We start from the raw sequence: 15,261 nt of genomic DNA, 5'->3' as shown, positions 1-15,261 counted from the left end.
CTTCCAATATTAAAAATCAAAACCTCCAAAATCGGAATTTTGAAATAGATTATTTTGTTCTACTAATTCATATGTAATTTCTTCATCAGGATCGTTTCTAAGTTCAATGATATAATCAAAATCTTCAAGTGAATATTCAGAGTTTTGAACGAATACGTCAGGATGTTCGATTACTTTCACAGCAGGCAATCTCATGATTTCCCTTACTAGTTGCCAATGCTTTTCACTCGCACGGCGAGTTGAAACGATACCGTCAATTATAAATAGATTTTCAGATGAATACTCGTCTTCAATCAGCTTGCTTCTTATTGTCTGCTTTAATAAGGTAGAAGAGACAAAGAGCCATTTCTTATTTGCACATACGCTTGATGCCACGATGGATTCGGTCTTCCCTACCCGGGGCATCCCTCTGATCCCAACAAGCTTATGTCCCTCTTGCTTAAATAGCTCAGCCATAAAATCCACCAATAAACCCAGCTCATCACGAACAAACCGAAACGTTTTCTTGTCATCGGCATCTCGCTGAATATAACGGCCGTGACGAACGGCAAGGCGATCCCGTAATTTCGGCTCCCGGAGCTTTGTAACATTAATCGTATCCATCGTTTGTAAGATGGACTCAAGCCTTGCTATCTGTTCATCATTGTTAGCAAGAAGAAGCATTCCCCTCCTGCCTTCATCTACACCATTTATCGTCACTATATTTATAGAAAGCATTCCTAATAACGAGGAAATATCACCTAAGAGGCCTGGACGATTTTTTTGAATTTCATATTCTAAATACCATTCTTTGCGTTCCATTGGTTCCCTCCTGAAAAAACTGTGACATTTCAATTCGATAAAAAACGACATAATTCGGAAAGATTATTTAAACATCTAGGTATTATAATAAATGATTTTCCGGTAATAGAAAAGCAAAACCTACATAAATATGTACAATTTCTCATTTTATACCTCATAAGCTGTTTATAGTAAAGAAGTATAGACTTCACCCGAAGAATGACTTCTGTATCTAGTGATTCTTTTAGAAATATATATATAAGAAAAAGGAGAGGAAAAAATCCCTCTCCTTAACGAGTACCATTGTTATTAACAAGTTTAACCATCATGTTCGCAATGGCATGTTGTTCTTCAGGAGAAGCGACAGACCATAAATCCGCTAACACTTTTTCCTGATCGTTCTTAGCTTCGACTTGATTCGCTAAGTAGTCACCAATTTGGTAAGCTAAGTCAGAAACCGTTTCATTTTCCATTCCACCATGTTGAGCCTGGTGAAGACGGTCACCTAAGAAGTTTTTCCAATCAGACCAGTTATCTAATACAGACATTTGTCATGACCTCCTTTATTGAAATACAACCTTAGTTTGTATCCAGGAGGAAAAATTATTCGCCTTAATCCTTGGACTAAAAAACTTTTTCATGTATGCCACCCACCATTGATGGAGATGGTTTGACCAGTTATATAAGAGGATTTGGGGGAAGTGAGAAATTGAATCGAGTCGGAAACTTCATCCGCCTGAGCAAAACGACCCATTGGAATTTCCTCCCTTAGAGCTTCTAGTTCCCCTTCAGAAAACGAACCCATCATCGATGTATCAACTGCTCCTGGAGCAATTGCATTGATTCTTACCCCGCTTAGAGCAAGCTCCTTACTCAATGATTTCACAAATGCCAGCTGCGCCCCCTTTACAGTTGAATAAACGACCTCACACGCTCCGCCTATTTGTCCCCAAATGGAGCTTACCATTACAATGCTTCCCTTACGATCTATCAGTTTTGGCAATAACTTTTGAATGAGAAGTAAAGGACTTTTCACATGAACGTTAATCAAATAGTCCACCTCTTCTTCAGTCTGATCTTGAAACAATCCCCAGCTTGAATTCCCACTACTATAAATAATGGCATCAAGTTGGAAGATACTGTTTACTAGACTCCCGACTTCTTTCGGGAGTGCAAGGTTCGCCCGAATGGGAATTGCCTCCACCCCAAGTTTTTCAACCTTATGAATCAGGTCTGTTATGGCTTTTTCATTCGTATGATAATGTAAATATAAATTCCATCCCTCTTCTGCCAAGCTTAAGGCCGTGCTGCTTCCAATTCCCCCTGAAGCCCCTGTTATTAAAGCATATTTCATCTGTTTCCACCTCAATGTCCACATAAAGAGAGGAACTACCCTAGAGCAGCTCCCTCCGATTTTATGATTTTGGTACTACCTGACACACCGTAAAGCGCTCTTCACTGATAATGGTACTGGCAACGGTTTGTATATCATCATACTTCAATGATTCAAGTGTAGGTACAACCTCAAAAAGATCCATTTCGTTAAAAGCATAGCGTGTGAATTGATTTGCAATAAACTCAGGAGAATTAATGGCACGTAAAAACGCACCAATCTTCTTTTTCTTCGTTCTTTCTAAACCCTCTTCTGTAAAGAGAGATTGTTCTTTGGCTTTAAGTAGCAGCGATTGTACCTTCTCGGCAAGGATATCCGGCTTTTCCGTATCCCCACCGACGGTAAGGAATCCAAAGCCATTTTCCTGTGTATAATCATAGTGGAATGTTTCATCAATCAATCCATCATTGTATAGTTCAGAATAATATTTTGAACTTTTACCAAATAACATATCCAGGAAAACGTTCATCGAAAGCTCTTGTCTTAGCATTTCCTTGCCTTGCTGATGCGGTTCAGGCGCTTTAAGGCCTACCAGGCACTTAGGGCTTTGCACATTCATCTTAAGGACCTGCTTCTTCTCAGCAACCGTTTCTGGTTCATCATCAAATCTCCGCTTTATCTCAGGCATTTTTTCATAATCCTTCTTTTCCTGATTCGAACGGATCTGATTCATGATTTGATCCGGGTCTACAGATCCCACTACAAAGAGGAGCATATTGCTTGGGTGGTAGAAAGTGTTATAGCACTGATATAACATATCTTTCGTGATTGGTGTGATGGACTCAATCGTTCCTGCTATATCAATCTTCACAGGGTGATTTTTGTACATATTCTGAATCACACCAAAGTATAATCGCCAGTCAGGGTTATCATCATACATGGTGATTTCCTGTCCGATGATTCCCTTTTCTTTTTCCACGGTCTTTTCTGTAAAATACGGGTCTTGAACAAAATCTATTAAGGTTTCTAAATTACGTTCTACATTGGTAGTACTTGAAAATAGATAAGCCGTTCGTGTAAAGGATGTGAAAGCATTAGCCGACGCACCCTGGCGGCTGAATTGCTGGAATACATCCCCGTCTTCCTTTTCAAACAATTTATGCTCCAGGAAGTGGGCGATTCCATCTGGAACCTTAACGAATTCTTCTTCGTTCAGTGGAACAAAATGATTGTCAATGCTTCCGTACTTCGTCGTGAATGTGGCATATGTCTTATTAAATCCTTTTTTCGGGAGAATATAGACGTCCAATCCATTAGACATTTTTTCATAAAATAAGTTTTCCTGTAGTTGATCGAAGGAAATTTTCTTCATATTTATCCCTCCATTCCTGTTAAAAAGTAGATGGTATCAAGCTCAACTTTATTTGCTGCTTTCACGATGTCTTCTTTCGTCGTCTTCTCTATTTCTTCAAGCCAGTGTTTTAAATCAATTTCTTCATGTGCGACTGCATTATGATATAGTACCTCAACTAAACCACGGGACGTATCAATGGTTTCAAGCAGTTGATTGCGGATGACCGCTTTCGTTTGTTCGATTTCACCATCCGTAAAGTCTCCATCCTTCATGGCTTGCAGTTGATCATTGATGATTCCGACTGCTTGATCATATTTCTCAAATTCTATTCCGGACATAACCATCAATAATCCTTTATGACTTTCCAGTCTACTTGCTGCATAGTAGGCTAAGCTCGCTTTTTCCCTCACATTTATGAACAATTTAGAATGAGAAAATCCACCGAATATTCCATTGAACACCTGAAGGGCAAAGTAATCATCATCGCCATATTGTGTATGAGTCCGGTAGCCCATATTAAGCTTACCTTGCTTCACATCCTGCTTTTCTTTCACGACGTTTTCCCTTTCCTTTTGCTCCACTTCCGATGAATCGACTTCGAGAGGGGTACGTTCCTTTAATTGGAGGAGTTGATCACACAGTTTTTCAACTTCCACAACATCTACATCGCCGATGACATAAAGATCGAATTGATCTTCATTCATGACTTTTTGATAATATTCATACAAACTCTTGGCCGTTATGGACTCAACTTCTTCACTAATGCCATTAACATGAAGGGCAAAACGCTCTCCCTTACACATTTCTTCTACAAGCCGGGAATTAGCGTAGCGCATTTTATCGTCATATACTGCCTGTATTCTTACCTTCTGGTTTCGTTTTTCTTTCTCGACCGTTTTCTTATCGAATTCGTTATTTTCAATATGAGGATTTTGCAGGACATCTGCTAAAAATTCTATTCCTTTTTGAAGTAAAGGCTCTGAGTCCCTTAAAAACTTTTCATTGGCGATTTCCACGGACATGCTGACCACGTGGTACTCACCTTTTTTACCTAAATCCGTGAAAAAGTTAGCACCATATAATTCATCCAGGTAGGATCTTAATTCCGTTGTACTCGGATAGGTCTTTGTACTGCTTTGCATCACATGAGGGAGTAATCCGCGTAAGGTCACTGTTTCTTGATCTAAAGGAGCTTTCATTTTCAAAATCAGACTGTTGGTTTTATACTTATCCGTTTGAACGATATGTAGCGTGTACCCCTGTTTCTTTTTTACTACTTCATTTATGGCTGTCATCGTACCGTCCTCCTTAGTTCCACACTTCCGTGATTTTTGAAATCAAAAAAGTTATAAACACCTTTATTGTGCGGTATTTATGTATAACTATACATGTAGTGATATGTTGATTTCAAGCATCTTCCTCTATTGGAAAAATACCCACAGAGTAAACTAGTATATGTATAGAAAATGTGTAATATGTTTCATTTTATTGTTTTCACAAATCTCTTTTGTCAAAGATTGTTGTTTTTCAATATATGGTCTGCTTCGGCTCTGTCAATCAGTGTGTGCTGGATGGTGAGTGGAACTGCTCTGCTTGCAGCTAGCGCTCGGCCGAGCCTCCTCAGCTTAGCCGAACGGGGTCTCGGCTAAGCCCAATATCCTCCGGAGTCTACGCAGTTCCCCTCACCATCTTTAACAGAATTTTTCATGACAGAGCTTTAAGGTGTGCAAGAACACAATGTAATTAGAAAAGAATAATTCTTCATCCTTAAAAGGAAATCAATCTCTATTTACCTTAAATGAGATGGTTTGCTAAAAGTCTTGTTTTTACTGATTTCCATTAAGGATACATGCTCAGAAAGTTGATTGGAGCGGAAGGCACTCCTGCGGGAATAGCTGGACAGTACGAAAAGCGGAGGGGCTTTGCCCAGGGGCGACAAGCATAAGACGAGTCTGCCGGAAAGGCGCTCTTTGCCTTTTTGGTAGACTTGGCTTATGACCTCGAGCCCCTAAGCCCCGTAGCTAGACAGGTGAGACCCGGAGGCGCAACCGAGGATGCTCACCACCTGCCCCGCGGAAAGCGAGCATCCTGAAGTGGAAATCAGCTACTACTTTCGAATGTTAAATACCAAAAAAAGGTACCTCGAAATGTCGAGATACCTTTCTAGATTCGTGCTTATTGTATATTTAACGATTTCCTTTAATATACGGTGTACCAAGTGCTTTAGGTGCATCTGCACGGCCGATGAATCCTGTAAGTGCAAGGATTGTTAATACGTATGGTGCGATTAGCAGATATACACTCGGAATGTTTTCAAATAATGGAATACTTGATCCGATGATACTTAAGCTTTGTGCGAACCCAAAGAATAATGCTGCACCCATTGCGCCAAGGGGATGCCACTTACCGAAGATCAAAGCTGCTAAGGCCATGAATCCCTGCCCGCTTATGGTTGCGTGACTAAAGTCCGAGGAAATGGACTGGGCATATACTCCTCCACCCACTCCTGCAAAAGCCCCAGAAATGATTACGCCGATATAGCGCATTTTCGTTACGTTGAGACCCATTGTGTCTGCAGCCATTGGATGCTCACCTACGGAACGCAATCTGAGACCGAATGGAGTCTTAAACATAATGAACCAAACGATGACGGAAACAAGAATGGCTACAAATGGTGGCCAATAAGTGTTGGAGAAGAAAATATCACCGATCACCGGAATTTTGTTAAGTAATGGTACATCCACTTTTCCAAAACCTTCTGAAATGATGTCTGTTTGACCCTTTCCATAAATACGTTTGACTAAGAAAAGGGTTAAACCGATGGCAAGCAGATTGATTGCCACTCCGGAAACTACCTGATCGGCACGGAATGTTATCGAGGCAACCGCATGGAGTACGGCAAGTAACGCACCCATGACCATCGCTATTAGGAGGGCCACCCAAGGTGTTGCCGCACCGAATGTGTCGGCAAACGCTAGATTGAAAACAATACTTGAGAAAGCTCCAATGACCATTAATCCTTCAAGCCCGATGTTAACCACACCAGAACGTTCAGAGAACGCTCCTCCTAACGCAGTGAAAATAAGTGGTGATGCCCACAATAATGTTGATGGAATAAGGATTGTTAAGATATCGATAAAGCCCACTTATTTCACCCCCTTCTTACTAAATCGTTGAATCAGATAACGAATCATATAACCAGATGCTACAAAGAAAATAATAAGGGCAATGATGATGTCTACCAGTTCATTTGGAATACCTGCTTCAAGAGGCATATTTAACGCCCCCACTTTGAGTCCTCCAAATAATAATGCTGCGAAGACAACACCAATGGCAACATTCCCCCCTAATAGTGCTACAGCGATCCCATCAAATCCGACCCCTGTAAATCCTCCTTTAATCGAGGCGTAACCAAATGTCCCCAAACCTTCCATGGCTCCTGCGAGTCCTGCAAATGCCCCGGAAATGACCATAGAAAGAATGATGTTTCCATTTACGTTCATTCCTGCGTATTGAGAAGCATGCTGGTTAAAACCTACGGAACGAAGTTCATATCCACGAGTCGTTTTTTCTAAAAGGAACCACATGATAAATACACAGGCGAGGGCAATGAAGATCCCCCAATGCAGTCTTGAGTAATCCGTTATGGCCTCAAAGAATGGAGACTTTAATGAGGCCGTCTCTGCGATATAGTCCGTACGATCTTTGCGCTCCGTCAATACATCTCGGATAATCGCATTGGTTACGTGAAGTGCAATATAGTTCATCATGATCGTAACAATTACTTCGTGTACACGGTATCTTGCTTTCAGTAATCCTGGAATGAAGCCCCAGAATGCGCCGGCTAATGCCGCTGCGATTACAGCAAGTGGCAAGTGGATGATCTTTGGTAACTCATCGAAAGCAACTCCAACCCATACTGCAGCAAGCCACCCTACAATCAGTTGTCCTTCGACCCCGATATTGAATAATCCGGTTCTGAATGCAAAGGCAACAGCCAAACCTGCCAGAATGTACGGAGTCACTTGACGAACCGTTTCCCCTACATAGTAGATCTCTCCGAAAATACCTTGCCAAAGTGCAGAGTATCCTGCAATTGGATCATATCCGCTCACAAGCATAATAATGGTTCCGACAATAATTCCCAAAAGGACCGAAATAACCGGGATTAATATATTTGTTAATCGATTAGACATGTTCGTTCTCCCCCGCTTCCTTCCTCTTCGAACCAGCCATCAGTAGTCCAAGTTCTTGTTCGGTTGTTTCTTTTGGATTCACAATTGCTACAATTTGCCCTTCATAAATGACCGCGATACGGTCACTTACATTCATGATTTCATCCAATTCAAATGAAAGTAATAGTACGGCTTTCCCGTTATCCCGCTGCTCGATCAGGCGCTTGTGAATGAACTCGATTGCCCCTACATCGAGACCGCGGGTAGGCTGGGCAGCAATCAACAGATCCGGATCTCGATCGACTTCCCGACCGATGATCGCTTTTTGCTGATTACCACCGGATAGTGCCCTGGCAAGGGTATATTCAGAAGGTGTCCTTACATCAAACTCTGAAATTAGCTTTCTCGCTTGATTGTAAATATTCTTATAGCTTAATACCCCTTTATTTGAATAAGGCTTTTGGTAATAGGTTTGTAGAACCATATTTTCACCGATTGGAAAATCCAGAACTAAACCATGTTTGTGACGATCCTGAGGAATATGACCTACACCTGTTTCATAAATCTTGCGCGGTTTCATATTGGCAATTTCTTTTCCATTCAGCTTAATCGACCCACTATTAACTTTGTATAACCCTGTAATCGCTTCTATCAGTTCACTTTGACCGTTCCCATCAACTCCCGCAATACCAAGGATCTCCCCGGCTTTCACTTCCAGGTTTAACCCCTTTACAACGGAAACATTGCGATGATCTTTTACGTTCAAATCTCGAATTTCGAGCACATTGTCAGTAGGGATGGCTTCCTTCTTCTCAGTCTTAAAGGTTACTTCACGTCCTACCATCAGACTGGCAAGATGATTCGGATCGGTTTCTGATACCTGCACTGTCCCGATCCCTTTTCCTTTTCTGATAACGGTTACATTATCACACACTTCCATAATCTCTTTTAGTTTATGAGTGATAAGAATGATAGACTTGCCTTCTAGAATAAGAGTTTTCATGATTTGAATAAGCTCTTTGATTTCTTGTGGAGTCAGTACCGCCGTAGGCTCATCGAAGATCAGAATTTCTGCACCACGATAAAGTGTTTTCAAAATCTCAACACGCTGCTGCATTCCTACTGAAATTTCAGAAATTTTAGCGGAAGGATTCACTTTTAAACCGTATCTTTCTGAGATTTCCAGAATATCCTTCTCTGCCTTTTTAATATCCACTGTGGCACCGGACTTCGGCTCTCTCCCGAGAATAATATTTTCTGTTACTGTAAAGGTATCAACGAGCATAAAGTGCTGGTGAACCATTCCGATCCCTAAGTCATTGGCAATATTGGGATTGGTGATGTTTACTTTCTGCCCCTTCACACGAATTTCTCCTTGTTCAGGCTGATAAAGTCCAAATAAAACATTCATCAGTGTAGATTTACCTGCTCCATTTTCACCTAGAAGCGCATGAATTTCACCTTTTTTGAGTTGGAGGGTAATATTATCGTTTGCTACGATGCCAGGAAATTCTTTACGAATATTCAGCATCTCAATTACATAATCCATTGCTAATCACTCCTTGCATAGGCTAGGGATATTTATCTAGTAGTTAGAGGTCAGACCTTAAGACTCTAGAAAAAAAAGGGTTTCCCCGATTAAAACTCTAAATGAAAGATAGAAAGAAGTTTCTATACTTCAATTAAATTTTTAATTATTATGAATATTCTTTTTAGAAAAGGGATAAGAGACCGGCTATCCTTGGCCCCCTTATCCCTGTTCAATTAGTTAGCTGAGAATGAATTTGCTGCATCTAAAGATTCAGGAACAGTGATTTCCCCACTCTTGATCTTTTCTTTCCATTCATCAACTTTAGTCATAACCTCGTCTTTGTTAGAAAGCTCTTCGTTAAGTTCAGCTAATCCAACACCCTCTTCGTTAAGTCCGTAAGAGATAACTTCTCCACCTGGGAAGTTTCCTTCTTTTGCTTTGTTAGCAAGATCCAGAACCGCATTATCAACACGTTTCAAAGAAGAAGTCAAGATGATATTATGATCCCCAACTTTACCTTCTGCTGATTGGTCGGAGTCAACTCCGATTGCCCATAGCTCACGGGAAGGATCTTTTTCTTTTAAGTCACGTGCTTCTTTGAACAATCCATTGCCTGTACCACCAGCTGCATGGAAGATAACGTCTACATCTTGTGAGTACATCTTAGACGCAATTGTTTGACCAAGTTCAGCTTTGTCGAATGCTCCTGCATAATCTGCAACGATTTCCGCTTCGGGATTGACTGATTTAACACCAGCAATGAAGCCGGAGTGGAAACGCTCGATTACTGGAATTTCCATTCCACCAAGGAAGCCGATTTTGTTCGTTTTCGTTGCCAGTCCAGCTGCAACCCCCGCAAGGAATGAACCTTCTTGCTCTTTAAATGTGATACTTGCAACGTTTGGCTGGTCTACAACAGCATCAACAATTGCAAAGTGAGAATCTTTTTGTTGTTGTGCAATATCATTGATTGCACCTTCCATAAGGAAGCCGATACCATATACTAAGTCAAAGTCTTGACGAGCTAATGTGTTTAAGTTAGTAGCATAGTCAGCATCAGATTGTGATTGTAAGTAGTCAAAACCTTCCTTACCTTTTTCTAAGTCGTGCTCTTCACCGAAAGCTTTTAAACCTTCCCAAGCAGATTGGTTGAAAGATTTGTCATCTACTCCACCAACATCCGTAACCATTGCTACTGTAAATTGATCTTCTTTCTTGTTACCTTCACCACTAGATGCACCTTCTTTGTCCTCGCTTGTTCCACAAGCACCTAATAATGTACCTGCAGCTAGAACAAATGACAACGCTAAACCAATTTTACGTTTTTTCACCTAGAGTACCCCCTAATATTGTAATAAATTAGTAGAAAGATGGATTGTTGTTATACACGCTTTCTTAATACGTGGAAGCTAAATTTGTCTGACCGAAAATAGTTTACTGAGTACAGAATCGGCTCATCGTTTTCATCAAAATGCATTTGCTTTAAAACGAGTAGTGCCGTTTCTGGTTCACAATTTAGAATAGGGGAGATTTTATCGTGATAGCCCATAGGTTCTATTTGTGCAACAGCATGAGTGATTCTCTTATTCTCGCGTTTCTCCAAAACGGTGAAAATCGAGTTATCTTCATGGGTGAAATTCCTCGGCATAATCTTTTCAGGAATTTTGTCTACACAATACACAACCGGTTCCCCGTTTGCAGTACGAACCCGTTCAATCAGGATCACGTCGTCCTCTTCATTGCAAGTAAACCTCTTCACATCATCCTCCGTAGCTTCTTGAGTCGTTGAGCTTAAGAAAATGGTCCCTGGCTCCATACCGGCCTGCTTAATCATGTTCGTTACACTGTTCAGCTGCTCAATACCAGAAGTAAAGAGCGGTTTAGCGTTTACAAATGTACCTACCCCATGACGTCGTACGATGACACTTTCTTCCTCAAGAATTCTGAGAGCTTCACGGAGAGTAGCCCTACTCACACCTAGTTGTTTGGAGAGATCAAATTCAGACGGGAGTTTTTCTTTTTCTTTGTATATTCCCGCTTCGATATCTTTCTTCAAACGGTCTATCACTTGTAAGTATAAATGTCGATTGTCTGTCTTTATTGTCACTGGAACCACCACCAAATTTTCTCAAGACATCAGACCTCTGATGTATATCTTTCCTACTAATCGAAAATACTATAACACTTTTCTTTTCATAAATAAATAGCATTGTGTGATTTTGTCGAAAAAAATGACTAGAATGACAATTTAAAATCCTTTTTTGTAAAAAAAATAGTAAATATATAAGAGTGAATGGGCTTTCACGGAGTTATTTTACATATAATTTACAATAAGGTTGTTATAGATTATCAATCTTTACAAAATTAAAACAACGCCATTACAATTGTAAACGCTTTTAATAGTATAACACATTGGTGGATAAACTAGAATAACATGATTTGAAACGGATACATTTTCAGGTTTCCTTCTTAATTTTTACATAAAAAAGGTGTGTTATCCCATTCATTTTGAATAGGGTAACACACCTTTTGTTAAGAGCTTTGCTCTTCCGAAGGTTTACCGATCAAGACGGTTCGCGGCTTACTTCCTTCATAAGGTCCAACGACTCCCCTTACTTCCATCTCATCAATCAATCGTGCTGCTCTTGTATAACCAACTCTAAATCTTCTTTGAAGCATGGAGACGGAAGCGGTTTGCATTTCAGCGATCAACTGAACTGCATCATTATAGAGTTCGTCTTCAGCTTCGCCCGTTTTCTCATCTTCTTGTATCTCATCTGGAATCATTTCTTCCTGATACTGTGCCTTTTGTTGAGAAATGACAAAATCAACGATATCTTCAACTTCTTCATCTGATAAAAATGCGCCTTGTACCCTTGTAGGCTTTGAAGCCCCTACAGGCATGAAGAGCATGTCTCCTCTACCCAATAGTTTTTCTGCGCCACCGGAATCCAGGATGGTTCTGGAATCGATTTGTGATGATACGGCAAACGCAATCCTGGATGGTATATTCGCTTTGATGACCCCTGTAATAACATCAACAGAAGGACGCTGCGTAGCAATGATTAAATGGATCCCTGCGGCACGTGCCATCTGTGCGAGTCTTGTGATGGCGTCTTCTACATCGTTTGAAGCAACCATCATTAAATCAGCCAGCTCATCCACTATTACTACAATGTATGGAAGCAGCGGCTGCTTTTCTTCGTTCTCGAGATTCTGTCTCTTAACGTAGTCGTTGTAGCCTTCAATATTCCTTGTGCCTGTGTGAGAGAACAACTCATATCTCCGCTCCATTTCACTTACAACCTTTTTTAATGCCTGTGAAGCTTTCTTTGCATCAGTTACAACGGGAGCCAATAGATGCGGTACCCCATTATATACATTCAATTCAACCATTTTTGGATCAATCATCATGAGTTTAACTTCATGTGGTTTAGCTCTCATTAGAATACTCGTAATGATTCCATTAATACAGACACTCTTTCCGCTTCCAGTGGCCCCGGCTACAAGTAAGTGAGGCATTTTATTCAATTCTGCAAGTACGGCTTCTCCCGTGATATCCCGCCCTAACCCAATTTGGAGCTTGGCATCCGGTTTATTATGTTCCTTGGCTTCAAGCACCTCTCTTAATGACACCATGGCCACTTCTGAGTTAGGAACTTCAATACCGATAGCCGATTTCCCCGGAATAGGAGCTTCGATTCGGATATCTTTAGCCGCAAGAGCCAAGGCTAAATCATCACTAAGGTTCACGATGCGGCTTACTTTCACACCTACATCCGGGTGAACTTCATACTTGGTGACGGCTGGACCTAAGTGAACTTGAGTAACTTTCGCTTTTACCCCGAAGCTTTGGAAGGTTCTTTCAAGTTTGGCTGCGTTGGCATGAATCAGTTGATATTCATTACTCTGATCTGTTTTTCTAGGAGTCTTTAATAACGAAATAGAAGGTAGTTTATAATCCTTATTTTCTACTTCAGTAAACGTAATTGGTGGTGCAGAATCCGCTTCTCCTTCTGAATCGGGCTTATCTTTAGCGGCCGCACCATCTTTTTCACCATTCATTCCCGCTCCTGAAGGGGATGGTTCTTCTTTAGTCGGATTCCCTCCGTATGCACGTTCAGCGAAGTTTGAGATAATCGGTTCTCTCGTTTCCTCTTCCTGAGGCATCTGAGTTTCAACCGCATTCTCCTGCTTAACAGGAACTTCTTTCTTTTTCTTGTCTTTCACTTCTTTTTTCTTTGACTGATCTTCTCTCCAGTCACTCATATCTTGTTTGAATGCCGACCATTGTCCGCTTAAGAATGCACCAAAGCGTTTTCCTGCTCTTCCCAGCACATCCCCGATGGATTTACCTGTCACTAGTATGATTCCGATCAATATGAAAGTTGCACTAACAATCCTTGCTCCTTGCGAGTCAAATAGAAAATAAGAAAGGGCAAATAAAATGCTCCCTATCATTCCCCCACCAAGGTCAGATGTACTCGTTTCCCCACTTACATCCATCCAATACAAATCCCACGTATTCATGATGACACTTGGATTATCAAAAGAGCCATCATTTGAGAGCAAATCAAATAATTTCACATGACTCAGTAGCAAGAAGCTCGCAATGATGATGTAGATCCCAATAAGTCTGCGACTAAATAACATAGGGATCTCCCTTTTAATCATGAGGTATCCAGCTAAATACAGCATCCACATGAGGGCAACCATATACCATTCACCAAGAAAGAATCGATAGAAATATACCACTGCTTTCCCTACAGCTCCAAGCTCTATGATTGAAATCAAACTGAGGGCAGCAAGGATCATTCCTGTAATTTCATATTTTATGGTTTGTTTTAAGGTTGAACTCGTTGCAGATCGTTTTTTTCTTCTTTTTCGTTTTGCCAATCCAATTCACCTAAATTCTATTGAAGTCTTTCTTCATATGTACATAAAGATGAAGAAAGGGCTGATCCTTTGGGGCAATCTATGTGCCTAAGGTGTCAGACCCTTCCCGTTTAACTTAAAGTATCATTATGATTATCTCTTCCAGTAATATTATAGCATAACCACTATTTCGGGAAAATCCTCTTTCTCGCTTAATTATTGATAAATTCACCTGGGCAAATCTGATTATCCAGATAATGTGCAGGATCACTACTCATGACCCTCACAATTCGATACCGGTTCTCCTCCTGCTGAACAAGGATAGGAACACCCTGATATTCCATCATCATTTGACCACTGAATTCACTTGCATCTGTTGGAAATACAAGATCATTGGGAACGACTGTATAAAGGATCATTGTACTAATCCCTCTTGTTGATCCGATTGCTTTTTCATCTCAATTAACTCGTTAATCTTTTTAATGGCTGTCCCAATGCCCCCGATCCCATCTATCAGGCCGTATTCGACGGCATCGTCACCTACCACATTCGTACCGATATCCCGTGTGAGGTTTCCCTTTGCAAACATCAGGTCTTTAAAATCTTCTTCCGATATATTACTGTGCTTCGTTACGAAACTAACTACCCGATCCTGCATTTTATCCAAATACTCGAATGTCTGCGGTACTCCGATCACCAACCCCGTCAACCGAACCGGGTGGATTGTCATTGTAGCAGTGCTCGCAATGTACGAGAAATCGCATGATACGGCAATCGGTACACCAATACTATGTCCTCCCCCCAACACAACAGATACTGTAGGTTTAGAAAGTGAAGCGATCATTTCAGAAATAGCGAGTCCCGCTTCCACGTCTCCACCTACCGTATTTAATATTACCACCAAACCCTCTATTTTAGGATTTTGCTCAATGGCTACCAGCTGTGGAATAACATGTTCATATTTTGTTGTTTTATTTTGTGGCGGAAGCTGCATATGCCCTTCTATTTGTCCTACAATCGTCAAGCAATGGATATTGGAATCCTGAGAGAGTTGCGGGACATTGGTTTGCCCTAATTGCTGTATCTTTTCCATTAACCCTGATGGTTTATCTTTATTATCCTCGCCTTTATTTGGCTGATCCTGCATACGTTCATGATTTTCTTCCATGAAACACATCTCCTTTTCATTTCCATTCTCTTGTTATTATTTTAA

Annotated in this window: 13 protein-coding genes; all 13 read right to left on the bottom strand. The window is 40.8% G+C overall.

Annotated features, from left to right (window positions below):
- Positions 1 to 9: 9 nt before the first annotated feature.
- The gene (locus RSX31_RS03360) at positions 10 to 801 is read right to left on the bottom strand and encodes a DUF3388 domain-containing protein (protein WP_148993645.1); all 792 of its coding nucleotides are present in this window, start codon (positions 799 to 801) and stop codon (positions 10 to 12) included.
- A 269-nt stretch (positions 802 to 1,070) separates the two neighbouring features.
- Positions 1,071 to 1,328 (bottom strand): DUF3243 domain-containing protein, encoded by a 258-nt coding sequence (locus RSX31_RS03355; RefSeq protein ID WP_044337337.1) that lies wholly within the window; start codon positions 1,326 to 1,328, stop codon positions 1,071 to 1,073.
- A gap of 89 nt (positions 1,329 to 1,417) precedes the next feature.
- Positions 1,418 to 2,134 carry an elongation factor P 5-aminopentanone reductase gene (gene ymfI, locus RSX31_RS03350; RefSeq protein WP_315633278.1) on the bottom strand — a complete coding sequence of 239 codons (717 nt, stop codon included), beginning with the start codon at positions 2,132 to 2,134 and terminating at the stop codon, positions 1,418 to 1,420.
- Positions 2,135 to 2,195: 61 nt separating this feature from the next.
- Entirely contained in the window at positions 2,196 to 3,485 is a 1,290-nt protein-coding gene (yfmH, locus tag RSX31_RS03345) for an EF-P 5-aminopentanol modification-associated protein YfmH (RefSeq protein ID WP_148993643.1), read from the bottom strand.
- 2 nt (positions 3,486 to 3,487) lie between these two features.
- Positions 3,488 to 4,762, bottom strand: a complete 1,275-nt coding sequence (gene yfmF, locus RSX31_RS03340; protein ID WP_148993642.1) for an EF-P 5-aminopentanol modification-associated protein YfmF — start codon at positions 4,760 to 4,762, stop codon at positions 3,488 to 3,490.
- Between the two features lie 891 nt (positions 4,763 to 5,653).
- Positions 5,654 to 6,613 carry an ABC transporter permease gene (locus RSX31_RS03335; protein WP_315633277.1) on the bottom strand — a complete coding sequence of 320 codons (960 nt, stop codon included), beginning with the start codon at positions 6,611 to 6,613 and terminating at the stop codon, positions 5,654 to 5,656.
- Positions 6,614 to 7,663 (bottom strand): ABC transporter permease, encoded by a 1,050-nt coding sequence (locus RSX31_RS03330; RefSeq protein WP_148968787.1) that lies wholly within the window; start codon positions 7,661 to 7,663, stop codon positions 6,614 to 6,616.
- A complete protein-coding gene (locus RSX31_RS03325; RefSeq protein ID WP_148993641.1) occupies positions 7,656 to 9,191 on the bottom strand; it encodes an ABC transporter ATP-binding protein in 1,536 nt (511 codons plus the stop codon). Before RSX31_RS03325 ends, RSX31_RS03330 begins: the two co-directional genes overlap by 8 nt.
- Before the next feature lie 215 nt (positions 9,192 to 9,406).
- The gene (locus RSX31_RS03320; protein WP_148993640.1) at positions 9,407 to 10,504 is read right to left on the bottom strand and encodes a BMP family lipoprotein; all 1,098 of its coding nucleotides are present in this window, start codon (positions 10,502 to 10,504) and stop codon (positions 9,407 to 9,409) included.
- A 50-nt stretch (positions 10,505 to 10,554) separates the two neighbouring features.
- Complete coding sequence (locus RSX31_RS03315; protein WP_148993639.1) at positions 10,555 to 11,280, bottom strand: GntR family transcriptional regulator; 726 nt, start codon at positions 11,278 to 11,280, stop codon at positions 10,555 to 10,557.
- Positions 11,281 to 11,705: 425 nt separating this feature from the next.
- A complete protein-coding gene (locus RSX31_RS03310; protein ID WP_315633274.1) occupies positions 11,706 to 14,069 on the bottom strand; it encodes a DNA translocase FtsK in 2,364 nt (787 codons plus the stop codon).
- A 191-nt stretch (positions 14,070 to 14,260) separates the two neighbouring features.
- Positions 14,261 to 14,467, bottom strand: coding sequence for a YlzJ-like family protein (locus tag RSX31_RS03305; protein WP_315633273.1), 207 nt, complete (start codon positions 14,465 to 14,467; stop codon positions 14,261 to 14,263).
- Complete coding sequence (locus tag RSX31_RS03300) at positions 14,464 to 15,216, bottom strand: ClpP family protease (RefSeq protein ID WP_148968781.1); 753 nt, start codon at positions 15,214 to 15,216, stop codon at positions 14,464 to 14,466. Before RSX31_RS03300 ends, RSX31_RS03305 begins: the two co-directional genes overlap by 4 nt.
- Positions 15,217 to 15,261: the final 45 nt, after the last annotated feature.

Origin of the sequence: Rossellomorea yichunensis (assembly GCF_032337515.1) — a bacterium.
GTDB classification, from domain to species: Bacteria; Bacillota; Bacilli; order Bacillales; family Bacillaceae_B; genus Rossellomorea; species Rossellomorea yichunensis.
Note: the sequence above shows the minus strand (reverse complement) of the source record. Positions and strands in the feature narration are given on the sequence as shown.